This is a genomic window from Arthrobacter sp. LjRoot78, assembly GCF_964254335.1.
GTDB lineage: Bacteria > Actinomycetota > Actinomycetes > Actinomycetales > Micrococcaceae > Arthrobacter.
This window is the reverse complement of the sequence record NZ_CAXUTG020000001.1, coordinates 1,968,977-1,983,487: the sequence shown is the minus strand read 5'-3', so window position 1 is coordinate 1,983,487 and position 14,511 is coordinate 1,968,977. Positions and strand designations below refer to the sequence as shown.

At 60.1% G+C, this 14,511-nt stretch carries 13 protein-coding genes and 1 pseudogene; 4 read left to right on the top strand and 10 right to left on the bottom strand.

The window, feature by feature from the left end; genetic code table 11:
• Positions 1–718: 718 nt before the first annotated feature.
• Positions 719–913, bottom strand: a pseudogene (locus ACSQ1X_RS09110) (class II fructose-bisphosphate aldolase); the annotation flags it as partial.
• Positions 914–1,238: 325 nt separating this feature from the next.
• Between ACSQ1X_RS09110 and ACSQ1X_RS09105 the strand changes: the two are divergent.
• The 4 genes from ACSQ1X_RS09105 to ACSQ1X_RS09090 all read left to right on the top strand — a co-directional run bounded on the left by ACSQ1X_RS09105 (position 1,239) and on the right by ACSQ1X_RS09090 (position 5,270).
• On the top strand, positions 1,239–2,474 hold the full coding sequence (locus ACSQ1X_RS09105) for an ABC transporter substrate-binding protein (RefSeq protein ID WP_436057415.1): 1,236 nt from the start codon (positions 1,239–1,241) through the stop codon (positions 2,472–2,474).
• A 56-nt stretch (positions 2,475–2,530) separates the two neighbouring features.
• Complete coding sequence (locus ACSQ1X_RS09100) at positions 2,531–3,463, top strand: carbohydrate ABC transporter permease (RefSeq protein ID WP_436057414.1); 933 nt, start codon at positions 2,531–2,533, stop codon at positions 3,461–3,463.
• Positions 3,460–4,320, top strand: coding sequence for a carbohydrate ABC transporter permease (locus ACSQ1X_RS09095; RefSeq protein WP_436057413.1), 861 nt, complete (start codon positions 3,460–3,462; stop codon positions 4,318–4,320). The genes ACSQ1X_RS09100 and ACSQ1X_RS09095 overlap by 4 nt, the downstream gene beginning before the upstream one ends.
• Positions 4,321–4,823: 503 nt before the next feature.
• On the top strand, positions 4,824–5,270 hold the full coding sequence (locus ACSQ1X_RS09090) for an ROK family protein (RefSeq protein ID WP_436057412.1): 447 nt from the start codon (positions 4,824–4,826) through the stop codon (positions 5,268–5,270).
• A gap of 631 nt (positions 5,271–5,901) precedes the next feature.
• Here the strand turns inward: ACSQ1X_RS09090 and ACSQ1X_RS09085 are convergent.
• The 9 genes from ACSQ1X_RS09085 to ACSQ1X_RS09045 form a co-directional block, all read right to left on the bottom strand.
• Positions 5,902–6,366 (bottom strand): VOC family protein, encoded by a 465-nt coding sequence (locus ACSQ1X_RS09085; protein WP_436057411.1) that lies wholly within the window; start codon positions 6,364–6,366, stop codon positions 5,902–5,904.
• Positions 6,367–6,583: 217 nt separating this feature from the next.
• On the bottom strand, positions 6,584–7,333 hold the full coding sequence (locus tag ACSQ1X_RS09080) for an SDR family NAD(P)-dependent oxidoreductase (protein ID WP_436057410.1): 750 nt from the start codon (positions 7,331–7,333) through the stop codon (positions 6,584–6,586).
• 122 nt (positions 7,334–7,455) lie between these two features.
• Complete coding sequence (locus ACSQ1X_RS09075; protein ID WP_436057409.1) at positions 7,456–8,442, bottom strand: Gfo/Idh/MocA family protein; 987 nt, start codon at positions 8,440–8,442, stop codon at positions 7,456–7,458.
• Between the two features lie 240 nt (positions 8,443–8,682).
• Positions 8,683–9,873, bottom strand: a complete 1,191-nt coding sequence (locus ACSQ1X_RS09070; protein WP_436059305.1) for an MFS transporter — start codon at positions 9,871–9,873, stop codon at positions 8,683–8,685.
• Between the two features lie 199 nt (positions 9,874–10,072).
• Positions 10,073–11,065, bottom strand: a complete 993-nt coding sequence (locus tag ACSQ1X_RS09065) for a Gfo/Idh/MocA family protein (protein ID WP_436057408.1) — start codon at positions 11,063–11,065, stop codon at positions 10,073–10,075.
• On the bottom strand, positions 11,065–11,955 hold the full coding sequence (locus ACSQ1X_RS09060) for a sugar phosphate isomerase/epimerase family protein (RefSeq protein WP_436057407.1): 891 nt from the start codon (positions 11,953–11,955) through the stop codon (positions 11,065–11,067). Before ACSQ1X_RS09060 ends, ACSQ1X_RS09065 begins: the two co-directional genes overlap by 1 nt.
• 3 nt (positions 11,956–11,958) lie before the next feature.
• Positions 11,959–12,525: a VOC family protein gene (locus tag ACSQ1X_RS09055; RefSeq protein WP_436057406.1), complete on the bottom strand. Its 567-nt coding sequence runs from the start codon at positions 12,523–12,525 to the stop codon at positions 11,959–11,961.
• Positions 12,522–13,517 carry a LacI family DNA-binding transcriptional regulator gene (locus ACSQ1X_RS09050; protein ID WP_436057405.1) on the bottom strand — a complete coding sequence of 332 codons (996 nt, stop codon included), beginning with the start codon at positions 13,515–13,517 and terminating at the stop codon, positions 12,522–12,524. Before ACSQ1X_RS09050 ends, ACSQ1X_RS09055 begins: the two co-directional genes overlap by 4 nt.
• Positions 13,510–14,496: a Gfo/Idh/MocA family protein gene (locus ACSQ1X_RS09045; RefSeq protein ID WP_436057404.1), complete on the bottom strand. Its 987-nt coding sequence runs from the start codon at positions 14,494–14,496 to the stop codon at positions 13,510–13,512. The genes ACSQ1X_RS09050 and ACSQ1X_RS09045 overlap by 8 nt, the downstream gene beginning before the upstream one ends.
• Between the last annotated feature and the right edge of the window lie 15 nt (positions 14,497–14,511).

The window sequence follows — 14,511 nt, the reverse complement described above, 5'->3', positions numbered from 1 at the left end:
CATGTGGCCGGCGATTGAGTTGATCCGCAACTAAGGCAAGGTGTTCGGCAGTGTGGACGCCCAAGTCTGTTCCTTTCGGGGACCATTCCAAGGCGTCGTTGAATCCAGAACGAGGACTGGTCCTTGGAAATCCACGAGAGGGTCGAAGCCAGCCCGGAACAGCCGGTTGTTTTCTTCCAGGAACGCGGCTTCGAAGAATTTTTCGGGTCGGGCCCGCGGGAAACCAGAGCACGTTCTCCAGCTAGTCACGTCTCATGTCGACCAGGGCGTGTCTGGTACCATTGCGGTCCACCCAGTACTCGGCCTGCCGGAAAGTGCCGAGCAGTATCGGCACTGCGTTGTCGTTCATTCGGGGGCGCCTCATCCTTCGCTAGGGTGAGGTCTATGTGTGCGGCGGCGCCGGATGGGTTCACCGGTCATAGCCAGAGCACATGCCCGCTTCGTCCTCTCCCGTCAGCACAGTCCCAGCGCGGCCGACCTTAACCCCTTTCTTGGAACTCTCCATAGGCAACAAACAGCCAGTAGGACGCACGTAACTACAGGGATTTCCTAGATCCGCACCCCGACTCGGGAAGCCGGCACGCCCTCGTGAAGGCATGCCCACGCATCCGATACGTATCCTCGCCGAAGATGTAAGAGACTAAGCTGTGGGCCCAGACCCGGCTACTTCCAGCTGAAAACCCGAATACCAGTTCGCCTGCGGCATCTTAGCTGCCGCCTAGAAGGTCCTGCCCACGGAACCAAGCTGCTGAGCTGCGTCAACGATCCGGCCAGCGAGCCCGGCCTCCGCCACGGCGCCCCAGACGCGGGGGCCGTAGGTCTTCTTATTGCCAACTTCGCCCTCGACCTTGAGGACGCCATCATAGTTGCGGAACATGTGGTCCGCCACGGAACGCGTGTAGGCGCACTGGGTGTGGCAAGAAACGGATAGAGCCCGATCGCAGCAGACCACAGACAAAATATTCGAGACGATCGAGAACTCCGGACCCCCAAGTTCCGCACTAAAAGAATCCTTGACAGGGCCTCCCTGCAGCCCTATGTTTATTGCAACCGATCTCAGCAACCGATCTCACTGCTCGTCAATGCAACCGATCTCAAAGGAGAGACTCGATGATCAACTCGCTCATCCCCGGACCTTCGGTAGCCCCACATTCAACAGGCGTCGTTTTGAATACGGCATGCTCCCGCATCAGCAACCCAGTACACAGGAGAGATTCATGATAAAGAAGCGATGGGGCTTGGCACTCGTCACAGCAGTCGTAGCCAGCCTTGCTCTCAGCGGCTGCTCCCCCTCAACTCCGGAATCTGGGGGGCCGGTGACGCTCAATTACTGGGACTTCCTCGATCCCAGCCAGGCTAATCCGCGCTCAAAAGCCCTGAAGGAAAATATCGCCAATTTCGAGGCGGCAAATCCGGACATCAAGATCAACCTCTCCGTTGTTTCATTGGGCGACATGCTGAACAGGCTGCCGCAGTCAGCAGCGGCCGGTCAGGCGCCGGATGTATTCAAGATGTTCACCCCGCTCGTCCCCCAAATGGCAGGCGCCGGCGTCTACTCGCCGCTGCCTGATGCTTCGTCCAAAGTCAAGGACTGGCTTCGCCCCACCGACACTCTTGCCGGTCCTGACGGCAAGCAGGTCGCAGTGCCTTATGAATACCGGACCTGCGCCCTCTACTACAACCAAAAGATTCTTTCTCAGATCGGTGCGGCCACTCCAACCACCTACGAGGAAGTCGTCGACGTTGCACGAAAAGCTGCCGCAGCTGGGTTCACCGGGTTCGGAACCGGGTTCTCGGACACCGATAACTCAGCCATCATCAGCACTTTCTTCAACTGCTTCATGACGCAGGTTGATCAGGAAATATGGACTGGGGACGGACAAGCAGATTTTGCGACAAAGAAGGGCGAGGAGTTTGGCAACTTCCTCACCAAGCTCCGGGACGCAAAGGCTCTGGGTAGCAATGTCGTTTCCGATACGTACGGCACCGTAGCAGACGGCATGGCCAGCGGCACTGTCGCAATGGCAGTCCTCGGCACGGAACGGGCCGTTTCCTTCGGCTCGCAGAACCCGGACCTCAAGTGGACCTCCCTGCCAAAGGCATCCACTGGCGACACCACCGGCACCACCATCGGGTGGACTTTGGGAATAGGCTCGGGAAGCAAGCACACAGAGGCGGCCTGGAAATTCATCGAGTACATGACCGGTCCCGAAGCCGGGGCAAAGATGGCCACCGGCGGTGAGGTCCCCACACGCGCTGCCACTTATGAGCAGCCATTCTTCTCCACGCCCGAAGCGAAAACGGTGAACGACATCGCCGCCTACGTCAAGAGCAACAGCAAACCCCGCACGTACTCCAATAGCTGGACCTCGCTGGCCACCGGGCTCTCCCAATCCGGACAGAAACTGACCCTCAACGGTACATCGGGCAGCGAATTTATCCGTTCCGCCCAGGATGCGGCCAACAAGAAATAGCCCCCAACGTCCGTCGGGAGCCTGACGAATCAGGCTCCCCTCGGAAGGGAGAGATAATGTCAACAAACAGCCCGACCCGCACTTCATCTCAGACGGCCACCCCGCCCACAGGCATCCAGGCTTCCCGCCGGGCTCGTAAGGACCGCATGGTCTGGTTGTACGTCGTCCCCGTCACTGCCGTGTTCCTCTTTGTCTTTGTTGGACCACTCATCTACACGGCATGGACGGCGCTTCATGAGACTTCGTATTACCAGATCGGAAAATTCTCCGGTCTTAACTCTTTTACCAAGCTGTTCTCAGACTCCGATCTTCCCGGTCGCATCTGGACAACCCTTGTATTTTCGCTCGGGGCGCTGGTCATTGCATTGCCCGCGGGGCTCTTGTCTGCGATTGTGCTGAACAACCTGCACCGATTCAAGCGCTCCGTCCGCAGCCTCTTCCTGTTGCCGTGGCTCATGTCCCAGGCCACAGCAGGAACAATCTGGCTGTGGTTTCTCAACCCCAATTACGGGCCCGCCTCAGCTATCACTAAATCCCTTGGGTTCGGTCCTACTGATGTCTTCTCGTCCCCGAACAGTGCGCTCGTTGCCGTGACTCTGATGACGGCGTGGTGGTCCTACCCGCAAGCCATGCTTCTCTTTCTCGGCGCCCTTCAAACCATTCCAGGGGAATTGTACGAAAGCCTCAAAGTGGACGGCGGGGGGATCCGGCATGCATTTGTGAACATCACGTTGCCTCACCTGCGCAACACCATCGTCTCCGTCGTGATCGTTCTACTCATGCTCTATGTACAGATGGTCACCATCATCCTGGTGACGACACGAGGCGGTCCCATCGGATCGACCGAGACGCTGTCAATGCGGGTCTACAACCAGATGTTCGACAAGTTCGATCTCTCCGGGGCATCAGCAACGGCCATCCTCCTTTTTGCCGTAAACATTGTCCTCACTCTTGTCGCGATTCGCTTCCGACGGAAGGAAAGCCTGTGAGCACCACAACTTCACGTCGCCAAGGCCGCGTCGGCGCGGCCCTTCGGGCGGTTCCGGCCTGGGCATACGTCACCCTCTCAGCTGCGATCGTTCTACCGCCTGTCGCATGGATCGTATCCACCTCGCTGAAAACGGCCTCGGATACCCTTGAATTCCCGCCGAGATGGATTCCGGACCCGATCTCATTCGAGGGCTATGCAGGCCTGCTGACTTCAACGAACATCCGGTTTTTTGTTAACTCCCTCATCTACGCTGGCGGATCTATCGCCCTCGCGTTGGCGATTTCCATTCCTGCAGCATATGTTGCCACCAGGTACCGAAGCCGCCGCATGGAAACTCTTATGACCGGGATCCTGGTGCTATCGATGGTCCCGGCAATCGTGGTCTTTATCGCGCTGTACTCCATGTTCGTCAAAACCGCCTTAATCAACACGTACCCGATGCTGATCGTCGTCTACACGGCCATCATTTGTGGACAGACCATTCTGTTTCTTCGCAACTTCATCGAGAACATACCCGTCGAGATTGAGGAAGCGGCCGCAATCGATGGCTGCTCCCGGATACAGATCTTGTGGCGAATCATCCTCCCGCTCATCCGTCCCGGTATCGCTGCTGTAGCTATCTTCATCTTCGTATTCGTTTGGAACGACTTCCTTGTAGGCACCGTCCTCGCCACCACAGAAGACATGAAGACCGTCCAGAACGGCATCGTGCGGTATATAACCACTGGCTTCGGTAGCTTCTGGGGACTCTTCGCTGCATTCATCGTCGTTGCTTTCATCCCCGTTCTCTCAATCTTCCTGGCCTTCCAGCGCTGGTTTGTTGCCGGCATGACATCCGGTGGTGTCAAGGGATAACTGAAGCAAGAGTTCTGCTGCCCAGACCCAGCCTAGAAAAGCACGCCGCATGGCCGCTTCCAAGCGGTCATGTGGCGTGCCCTTTCGCGACCAACTCATCGGAACTGCAATCCCTAAACTCTGACAAGCCCCTCAGCCCGCGTCATAAGTATCTGCGGGGGCCGAATGCGCTGGAACTCACGGGCAAGAGCTCAACGTGTAGACGAGCCAGGCCCCACCGCCTGTCCCTCCATGGAATCTCGTTCAGCACCAACACCAATGCCAGCGAAGGAGCCTGACCAATGCACCGCCCGAACGCCATGCCCACCGGTCAGTGGGCCCATCTTCCCCTCGACGAGGACGGCAAGCTCGCCTTGGGATGGGGCTACGACGGCCCTTAAGACGGCGTCTCCGGACCGTCTGGAGACCTGGCGCCGGTATGAGCTCGAATTCTGCCACGAAGCCAGCGTCGGCTCCCCTCTTGGGGGACGGCGAACACCTGTTGAGGCCCTGCCGCGACGGACATGACAGCTGTTGACGCTTCCACTGGCATCGGCGCGGGGCTGATTGGCCGTGGCACGTTGCTTCGCGGAATGAAGGGCACTGCTGGCGCCGTTGGACATATCCCCATTCCACGCGGCGCAGATGTTCCTTGTATTTGCGGAAACAAGGGGTGTCTCGTTGCCTTGGCTGGCGGACCGGCCATTGCAAAGTCCCTCACGACGGCCGGATTCAAAGCCGGGAACGTCGATGATGTTGTTGAACTGGCTCCCGCTCCGCCAGGCCGGCAACGATATTGGGGAAATTCTGACAACCTGCATCAGTCATTTCAACCCCGAAATTATCTGGGCCCTCGAGCATACAGGACGGCTTATCATGGCTGCTCCTGTGGTCAGCACGAGCAACCAGATCCCCAGCCTCCAAAACGATCGTATCCAACTACCACCCGGGTGGTGCCGCAGGCCGAATAGCAGTGGCCCCAGGGATTCAAGGGGTAGCCAACACCTTGCGCCGAGCCTGACAGCGCGCCCGCCAAGACCATTCCGGGGTGTGCTTGGCGACGACCTCGCGACTCGGCGCCGGCGAGACCCCCTCAGCCACGAAGCACTGGATCAGGAACCAGACGGCCTGCGGGCAGAACACATGCGCAGCCTGCTCGCCCACCACAAGCTGAACCCGAACAGGGACACTACTTCGCCCTCTTTTGACGGCGGGCACAGCGTTAAGCTCGAGGACCAGGCTGCAATCAACGCCCGTACAGAACTTTCTCTAAAGGACAGGGTTTGATGCTCCTTGCCGTCCCGGGCGCTGAAGGTCCGGCACCGTTGGGATGACAAGATAAGGGGGATGCCTTTTCCCTACTCAAGCCAAACATCAGGTGGCGCAGCACGTCCTTGCCACAGACTTTTTGCAAAGGATCGGCTTTCTCGGCGGAGAGGTCACTGCTATCGAGGAGACTCAGGGCTCGGTCGATGAGTGGCGGCCCTGCCAGCTGGAATCGTGAAGCCGTGCTCCTACTTCCATGCGATATTCCCCCACTTTGCCCGATATGGTCACCTGGCGTTTAAGCATTCCGAGCATGTTTTCCGGGGTGCGGGTGGCTCATGAGTCGTCGCTTGGCCGCCAGTCTGGCGCCTGAATGAGCTCCACGCGATTTCCGTCCGGATCGAGCAGGTATACCAGCAGGCCTCCCGAAACTGGGCCCGAAGTCGGAGCGACCGGTTCGGACAAAGCCCTATACCCGAGCGCTGTCATCCTGGCGTAAACCATGCGCACGTCAATATCGGTGAAAGCAAGATGTGCAGTCCCTGGCTGCGCCTCTGATGGGTTAACGGCGGGTGGCGGATCCTCAACCTGGACCAGTTCCAGGTTGAAGGTCCCGTCGCCCGTTGTGAGCATTAGTGCTTTGACCTTGACGTTGGGACGGCCGTAGAGTTCGCCGACGTATGGGCCCGATGTCCACGCTTTCAAGCGGGTAAGGCCAAGTCCTTCCACGTAGAACCGGGCGCTGCGCTCCATGTCCGTTACGTGCAGGGCAGTGTGATGATGTCGAATCGCAGTTTTCATTTCTCTCACCTAAACATTCCCGAGGGGCTTGAACTGGACCAAAAGAAGGGACATATCTTTTTCTCCTCGTAGATTCAGACTTTGACTTCGCTGGGGTTGCTCAGACACAGCCTTGAGGGGTCGGTGCTGGGTTTGCCTGGCGTATGTGTACGCTGGGTTGCCACCCGCAAAAAAGTGCGTGATGGCCTCTATGATTGCGCGGCACCGTGCAGGGGGTTCAGGTTCCGATTCCCAGGTGTGCTCCGCCGGCCACATCGAGAGACACGCCGGTGATATAGCGGTTGTCGGGATCGGTCAGGAAAAGGATGGCGCGTGCGACTTCGTCGGGTTCGGCAAACCGACGCATCGGCAGTTGCGCTGCCCGCTTCGCCCGGTTGGCAGCCGCATCCGGGCCGGAATCTTTGGCAAACTGTGCCCACATGGGTGTGTTCACCGGACCTGGTGCGACGGCGTTGACAGAGATGCCCTGAGGCCCAAGCAATTCTGCAAACGACCACATGATGTGTAGGACTGCGAGTTTGCTCGCGTTATAAGGCAGGTAGTTCAGGCGTGCTTCTTTGGCCGCAACGGAGGATAAGACCACGATGGCGCCGGCCGTGCCGGACTCAAGCATTGACTTCGCTGTCTCTCGTACCATCGAAAACGTTGCAGAGGCATTGATCCTCAGAATGGAGTCGAACTCTTCTGTGGTTGTCTCCATAATGTCCGGCGTGGTCCCGAGCACTCCTGCTGCATGGACGAGGACATCGATGCGGCCGAATCTGGCTTTGATGTCCTGGATAACCGTTGCGCATTGTTGCTCAGAGGTGATGTCGAGAGGATAGAAGGCCCCCAGCGCCTGGTCCTCCTTGGGGGAACGATCAGCGCCGATAACGAGGGCGCCTGCGGCTACGAATGCGCTGACAGCAGCATCGCCGATTCCCCCGCTCGATCCGGTTATCAGAACCACCTGGTCTTTGAGGCTCATCGGTTCTCCCCACTCTGGATGCGGCTGCGCCGCGGTTCTCCTGCGGTGGGGCCATGAGTTGCTCGCTTCATGTCTAATTCCTTAGTTAAAGATTGTTCGGTCGGCGGTCAGGTTTTGAGATGTTACCGGGAGACCACATCCTCAGTGCGGGAAGGTGCCGCTGCCAGGACTGCATCGGCGATTTGTGTAGCCCGGAGTGCCTGGGCGAATGTGACTGCAGGGGTTCCACCCTTGCAGAACTTCAGCGCCGTCTCCGCTTGGCGCAGGAACAGGTCGGAGGGCTCGAAGGTCTTTACGTACTGGCGGCCGTCGCGCTCCCACACGTGAAGGGAGTCGTTGGTCCACAACATCCGGCCCTCAGTGGCCACGACGTCGATGGTGAGGCTCCAGTCGCCCTGATTGAGTCCTTGAGGTTCCTGCCAGGGAGACCAGTAGCTCTGCATGGTGAATATGACGCCCTCAGGAAATTCGAGGGTGGAGACGACGTGCTCCGGTACCGGCGACCCATAGAGGTTGCTGCTGGCGCTGGTGGCCAGTACTTTTGGGTCGCCGTTGAACCATGATGAGACTAATTCGATGGCGTGAATGCCATTCACTACAGCGACGCCGCCCTCTTTCGGGTCAGCGCGCCATGAGTTGACGTTTTGTTTGTGGGCGACGGAACGGACAGACACGGCGATCACGTCCTTGTTCCTGATCCATTCAGAGACCAGTGCGGCGGCGGGATGGTGGTGGAGCGTATACCCAACCATGAGTCTCTCGTGCACCCCGGAAGCGGCGGCCAGGACGGCAGCACCTTCGGCATCTGCGGCCACCGGCTTTTCAGTCAACACTCGGAATCCCCTGTTCAGCAGATCTGCGCATACGACCGGTTGCATGGTGGTGGGCAATGCTACGACTACCAGGTCCAAGTCTTCGGGGTGCAGTTCCGCGGTACTGGGCACCACCTGTGCGCCCAACTCCTGAGCGAGGGCAACGCCGCGCCCGTCCTTCTCCACAAGGATGGTGACATTGGCACCTGCCGCGGCAAAGGCCCGCGCGTGCCGTGATCCGGCCCAGCCGGCCGCTCCCACGACGGCGACACGCGGGGCATGTGCCGTCTCGGTCATGATGTCGGGCCGCCGAAGATGCTGCCAGGGACGAAGCAGGTGACCATAAAGTCTCTCCCTTGAGATCGGTGAAGTTCTTTCAGTAACACTGAGATCGGTTGCTGAGATCGGTTGCAATAAACATAGGGTGGCAAGAAGGGTCTGTCAAGGATCTATGTGGTTCCGGTTTCGGGGGCCAGGCGTTCTCGGTTGACTGCGCAGGTTATTTCGGTTTTGGATTTGCCGTTGCCGGGCTCTGCATCAGTTTCTTGCTTCGTTGGCGGCTGGGCGAGCCGCCCGAAAGGCGTCTTCGAGCATGCGTGGCTTGTTGACCATCACGGCTCCTACCGAAAGCACCGCGAGCCAGCCTCCGAGCATGCCAAACGAGGGCAGCCAGCCGTCCCCTGGATGATGCAGGAGCCCAAAAAAGAACGGGCCAACGCTCGCGAGGGCGTAGCCGACTCCCTGGGCGAACCCGGACAGGATCCCCGAGCCGGATTGTGATCGCGTTCGCTTATTGATCATCGTGAACGCGAAGGAGTACGCGCCTTGGCCAAGTCCGGCTATGACGACCCAGACCACCGCAGAGGCTGGTGGAGCAAAGATGATGCCTCCGTAACCGATGGCGAATGCGACGACAAACAGGATTGCGACGGGTAGCGGGCGAGGCATTCTCACGACCACCAAAGGCACAATCAGGGCGACAGGCACGGCGAGCATTGAATAGAGCGCCAGCATGGATCCAGCGGTATCCTGACTCATTCCTCTGTCGACAAGAACAGCGGGAAGCCAACTGAGCGCCGCGAAAGTATTGCTCGAGCAACCAGCGAAGATCAGTGCTGCTCCCCAGCCAATTGATGATCTCCAGGGTTTGATCGCGTTCGCAGGGGGAGACGGCCCATCGTGGGCTGGTGATGTCTCGGAGCGGGCAACAGTCCGCTTGCCTGCAAGAAGAATCAGCCAGGGCATCGCAGCGACCGCGCTGACGGCCGCCCAAATGCCGATGGAGAACCGCCAGCCATAAAGATTGCCCAGGGGTATGGCAGATTGGGCGGCCACGGCCGTGCTGGCGCCCAGGAGAGTTATGTGGAGCGTTGCGAGGATCCCGGTTTTGTCGGGAAAGTACCTCATCAGCAGAGGCGGAATCACGACATTGACCACCCCGATCCCGAGCATGGCGATGCCGGTGAACACCAAGAATGACGGGATGTTCCATCCCAGTGCTCGGCCGACCTGACCAAGTGTTGTCAGCAGGATCGAGACCAGTAGCAGGTGTTCCAGCTGGATACGCCGGAGGAGCGGCGGAGCCAGGAAGCCCATCACTGCGAAGCCGGCGGTCGGCAGCATCCCAAGAATCCCTGTCGTCACCGCATCGAGGGGAAGGTCCTCGCTTATTGGACCAAGGAGCGGGGACACCGCCGAAACCGCTTCTCTGGCGCTGAACGCGACCAGCAGGATGCCGGCAAGCGCGGTGAGCCGGCCCCGTAACGGCTGTCTCCCCGCTCCCCCGATGTGTGGTCTGCCCTGACGCAGGCGAAATAGAGCTATGTTTGCACCTCCGTATTTTCAGCAGGTTTGTTCAAGCCAGGTTCCACGGTGCCCGCATCAAGGACTGGAAGTGCAGTGGAGAATGGGCGAGCTCGGTTGGTTGTTAGCTTCCGTTTACTGCGTGGCTGGCCCATTCCCGGCCGGCCTGCTCTTCTGTCGGCAAACCGGAGGCAGCGAGAATCCGGTCGAGCAAGCGTTGGGTATGGACAGCTTCCCGGCCTGAGGTAAGCGGCTGCGCCCTGTCAGCAACCCGGTCCAGGAAATGATGAACGGCGGCCGCAAAGCCCAGAGTTTCTGTCGCAGTGGCCCAGCCATAGGCCTCGGCGCTAAGTTCCCGCGATGTGGTGACACCCTTGACCGTGGTTGAAACCGTCTCCGGTGCCCTGACTTCGACGGTCTTTCCGTCGCCGTAGGCGTCAAGTTTTTCGTTCCATGCACCTGCCGTGCGGGCTGCCATCAGGACGCCCGTGTTCCCGGTACTAAAGCGGATGGTTGCTGCGACGCCGTCTTCTTCCCAAGGGTCGTCACCGGCGGCGTGGGCGGCGACGTCCACCGGCTCGCCGCCGCAGTACCAGCGGAGGAGATCGACCATATGAATGGCGTTCTCGAATGTCGCACGGTATTCCGATCCAGGGCGGTTTTTCTGGGCGACGCAGAAGGTGGCGCCTTTGTCGCCAAAGACTTCCCGACCGGCCGTATAAACCGGGGCGTAGCGGCGGTTGAAGTCAACCATCAGGATGCGGCCGCGCTGGTCGGCGAGGTCCGCCAGACGTTCTGCCTCATCGGTTGCCGGAGCCAGCGGCTTCTCACAGAACACGTCAACATCGCGGCCCAGGCACAGCTGGACCGCGTGGGCGTGCTCAGACCGGGGCGTGAGGACGAATACTGCATCCAGCTCCTGGGAGTCCAGCATGTCCTCGACCGTTTTGTACGCGGCGTTGAAGCCCCAGCGCCGGACCAGGTTGCCCGGGTCCTCACGCCGGGACACCAGAGCGGCCAACTCAACATCATCGCGTTGGACGAGGGTGGGCAATTGGGCAATGGTGGCGATATTGCCCGCGCCGACAACTCCGACGCGGAGACGGTTGGTGGTCATCAGGCGTTCCTCACTTCAGAGAGCATTGAGCGCAGGACGGCGGCGGATTCGCGGAATCCGTCCTCGGGCGCGGGGAGGTCTTGCGGGTGCCAACGGTACTCGAGTTCGATGCTCAGCACGTCGTCGTAGCCATGCTCCAGCAACCCGGCGAGAATTTGGGGCCACGGAACGACGCCGCTTCCGACGACGCGGGACCGGACCGCCCGTTCGGAAGCGTCGACCCGGGCCGTTTCAGTGGCGCGGAAGGCCGCGTTGGGATCCGTGAAGACGAGGTCCTTCACGTGAACGTGACCGATCAGGTCACCTTGAACAGCGAAGGCCTGTTCGTACGTTTCGTCGTGAGTAAATGTCAGGTTCGCCTGGTCGTAGAGAACGCGGACGGCCGGGTGGGCTATTTCGCGGACCAGGGCAGCGGTGTCCGCCGCGGTCTGGGTCATGGTGCCGAAGTGGTTTTCTACACAAAGGCGAACCCCGGCCTGGTCTGCTTCAGGTGCAAGGGTCTCCAATGCTTCACGCAGTTTTCCCCAACGCGCCGCGTGGTCGTTGTCGCCGGGGTGCCAGGATCCGGCGTAGACACGTACCCGGTCAGCGCCCAGCAGGTGTGCGGTTTCTATGGCGCCGCGGAATTCATCGACTGCTGTGCGCCATTCCGCGTCGTCCAGTGAGTTGATGGCGGTCGTGTAAGGCGTCAGACCTACGATGGGTATCCCTGCGGTTTCGGCCGCTTTCATTGCCTCCATCGCGGCACGCCGGTCACCTAATGGCAATCCTGATTTGTAGTCATTCTGGTAGATGACTTCGGCGGCATCGAGCCCTGCGGCTCGGAATAGATCAAGTGCTTGGGGAACCGTGTGGTCCGGGGTGCCTAGTGTGTGACCGGCTAGCCGCATTGTTTATGTCCTTTCTGAAGTGTTTGGAGGTGCTGCCCAGTCCGTGGGACCGACCAGCCGGGGCGGGGCTGCGACGCGGGATCGATCCACGATTTCCATCAGCAATCCCCAAGGGGTGACGAAGTATGTCCAGCGATTGCCGGCTACTCGGGGGCTGTCGCCAGCGACTTCTTTGCGCTCACCGAGCACGCGTACCCCAGGTATTTCCTGCAGCACTGCGATCGCTTCATCTACGTCGTCCACGACGAAGCACAGGTGGTGCCCACCGGCGTCACAGTGCCGCGGCGGGGTATCACGCCGCGCAGCGCTGCTCCATTCGAAAAGCTCGATGTTGAGGTTTGGTGGCAGGCGCAACATTGCGAGCGTGAGCTTGGCATCTGCCGGGACTTCGAAGTTTGTGGGCATGAATTCTTCGTCAGGCCCGCGCTCGGAGCGGTAGAGCTCCTCAGCTCCGAGGACTTCGACGAAGAAGCGGATGCCTTCCTCCAGATTTGGCACTGTCAGGCCGACGTGGTCTGTGTGCTGGAGCCCTGGCAGACGCCGGAGCGTTGACTCCTCTCCCCTGGTCATTTGCGTGGTCCAGAGGTGGAGCCGCGGACCAGAAGTTCAGGTTCGAGGACGATGTGGTCCACGGAGCCGTCAATGTTCTGCTTCTCGGCAAGTTCGATGGCGATGTGTCCCATGTCGGCGATCGGCTGGCGCACGGTTGTCAGGGGAGGGTTGAACCGGGCGCCGAGAGCGAGACCGTCGAAGCCGATAACCGACACGTCCTCCGGTACCCGTACGCCACGTTGGCCGAGTGCCGAGATGACCGCAAAGGCCACCATGTCATTGGCCGCGATGATTGCCGTTGGAGGATTGTCCATCTCGAGGTAATGTTCCGCCCCGCGCGTGCCCGCATCCAGATCCGACCCGCTGTCCAGCACGACAGGTGCGCTGTCGCTCTCGGCGGACAGCTCCAGATAAGCGTCCATCCGGTCCTGGGCGGTGTGCGTTCCGGCGATGCCGGATACGTAGCCGATCGAGGTGTGCCCCAGAGAGTGCAGGTGCTCCAGGGCGATCATGATTCCGCGGCGGCTGTCGACGGTGACCGTTGGGACGGCATCGTCGCCTTCCACCCGGTCGATTACCACGACCTTGTGGCCGAAGTCGAAGCGTTTCATGGCCTCGGTATCGACCTTTGTGGACGGCGCGACGATGCCGAAGGGGGCATACATGGCCTGCATGGCGGTGAAGTATCCGTCGGTTTTGGCCGGGTCCCCGTTGGTGACGCAGAGCAGCAGCTGGTATCCGCGCTCATCCGCGGCCTGTGTCATCGTCTTGGCAAGTTCTGCAAAGAACGGGTTGGTGATGTCGGGAACGATCAGCGGGATGAATGTGCTGGTCTTGGTCCGAAGAGCCTGGGCGAGTGGACTCATCGTGTAGCCGAGGCCTTCGGCAACTTTGAGGATGTGTTCACGCGTTTCCCTTTTCACGGCTTCCGGCCGGGAGAACGCCCGGGAAACGGTGGACCGGTGGACGCCGGCAGCCTTCGCGACGACGTCGATACTCAGATCAGGCATGTTCTCTTCCTCCGTGCTGGTCGTCATAGGCCCGCCAAATAGGGCGCATAACGTCTTCGAGCTGGGCCAGCGTCGGCAGGCCCCGGAATCCATCATCCAGCGTCCGGGCGACGCTCCGCACAAACGGATCGTAAAGAGGGTCGCTATCCACATTGATCTTGTCGACCTCCGTGTTGCCATCCAATGCCGTGAACGTAGCTGTACCGTCCGAATCAACGGAGGCGAATCCTGCCTCACCGACCGAGGTGAAGCTGCAGTAGCGCTTAAGCGGCGAGCCAGGGAATGCATAGCCAACTTCCACTATGGCTTCGCGTCCCTCCGGCGTCGTGATGATAAGGGTGGCATGATCCTCGACAGCCTGGCTATGAAGAAACGATGAGAGCCGGGAGTCCACATGTGCTGCAGTCTCGCCGCTGCCCCTGAGGAACAGCTCAACAAAATGTGGACCCAGGTTCGCCAGACACCCCCCGCCCGCCTTGACCGGGTCGAGCATCCAGGGATTGGCATTATCGAGATACCGGGATGGTGGACCAGCAATAAATGAGGTTCGCTGGTAAGCGGGCCGTCCCGCCTTGGCAAGCCACTGATCTGTGGGTCCGCCGCGCTGGACCAGGGGGACAGTGACAGGCACGCCAGCAGCCTCGGCGGCCTGACGCACGGCAGAAAGCTCGTCAAGGGAAGTGCCCAATGGCTTTTCCACGACGAACGGAATACCACGCTCGATCAGGGCGAGACACTTTTCGGCCATACCCTCATGGGGGCCAAAGACATATGCGAGTCCGAGATCGGGGAGAGCAATCAGCTTCCGCCAGTCGGCTTCAACCGGTGCACCCCAGCCTTTGGCCAGCTCCTGCACCTGCACGAGGGATACATCGTCGTCACCGACTCCGATGACCTCGTGCTCTTCGGCAATGGCCTGCGCACAGAGCGGAACATGCCAATGGGAAGCGCCCAGAATGATTGTGCGTACGTGCGTCAACCGCAATACCCCCTT

What these genes read in the sequence shown, in the direction of transcription:
- ACSQ1X_RS09100 (WP_436057414.1), top strand. Translation starts at nt 2,531, where the DNA reads ATGTCAACAAACAGCCCGACCCGCACTTCATCTCAGACGGCCACCCCG.
- ACSQ1X_RS09090 (WP_436057412.1), top strand. Translation starts at nt 4,824, where the DNA reads ATGACAGCTGTTGACGCTTCCACTGGCATCGGCGCGGGGCTGATTGGC.
- ACSQ1X_RS09085 (WP_436057411.1), bottom strand. Translation starts at nt 6,366, where the DNA reads ATGAAAACTGCGATTCGACATCATCACACTGCCCTGCACGTAACGGAC.
- ACSQ1X_RS09080 (WP_436057410.1), bottom strand. Translation starts at nt 7,333, where the DNA reads ATGAGCCTCAAAGACCAGGTGGTTCTGATAACCGGATCGAGCGGGGGA.
- ACSQ1X_RS09075 (WP_436057409.1), bottom strand. Translation starts at nt 8,442, where the DNA reads ATGACCGAGACGGCACATGCCCCGCGTGTCGCCGTCGTGGGAGCGGCC.
- ACSQ1X_RS09065 (WP_436057408.1), bottom strand. Translation starts at nt 11,065, where the DNA reads ATGACCACCAACCGTCTCCGCGTCGGAGTTGTCGGCGCGGGCAATATC.
- ACSQ1X_RS09060 (WP_436057407.1), bottom strand. Translation starts at nt 11,955, where the DNA reads ATGCGGCTAGCCGGTCACACACTAGGCACCCCGGACCACACGGTTCCC.
- ACSQ1X_RS09055 (WP_436057406.1), bottom strand. Translation starts at nt 12,525, where the DNA reads ATGACCAGGGGAGAGGAGTCAACGCTCCGGCGTCTGCCAGGGCTCCAG.
- ACSQ1X_RS09050 (WP_436057405.1), bottom strand. Translation starts at nt 13,517, where the DNA reads ATGCCTGATCTGAGTATCGACGTCGTCGCGAAGGCTGCCGGCGTCCAC.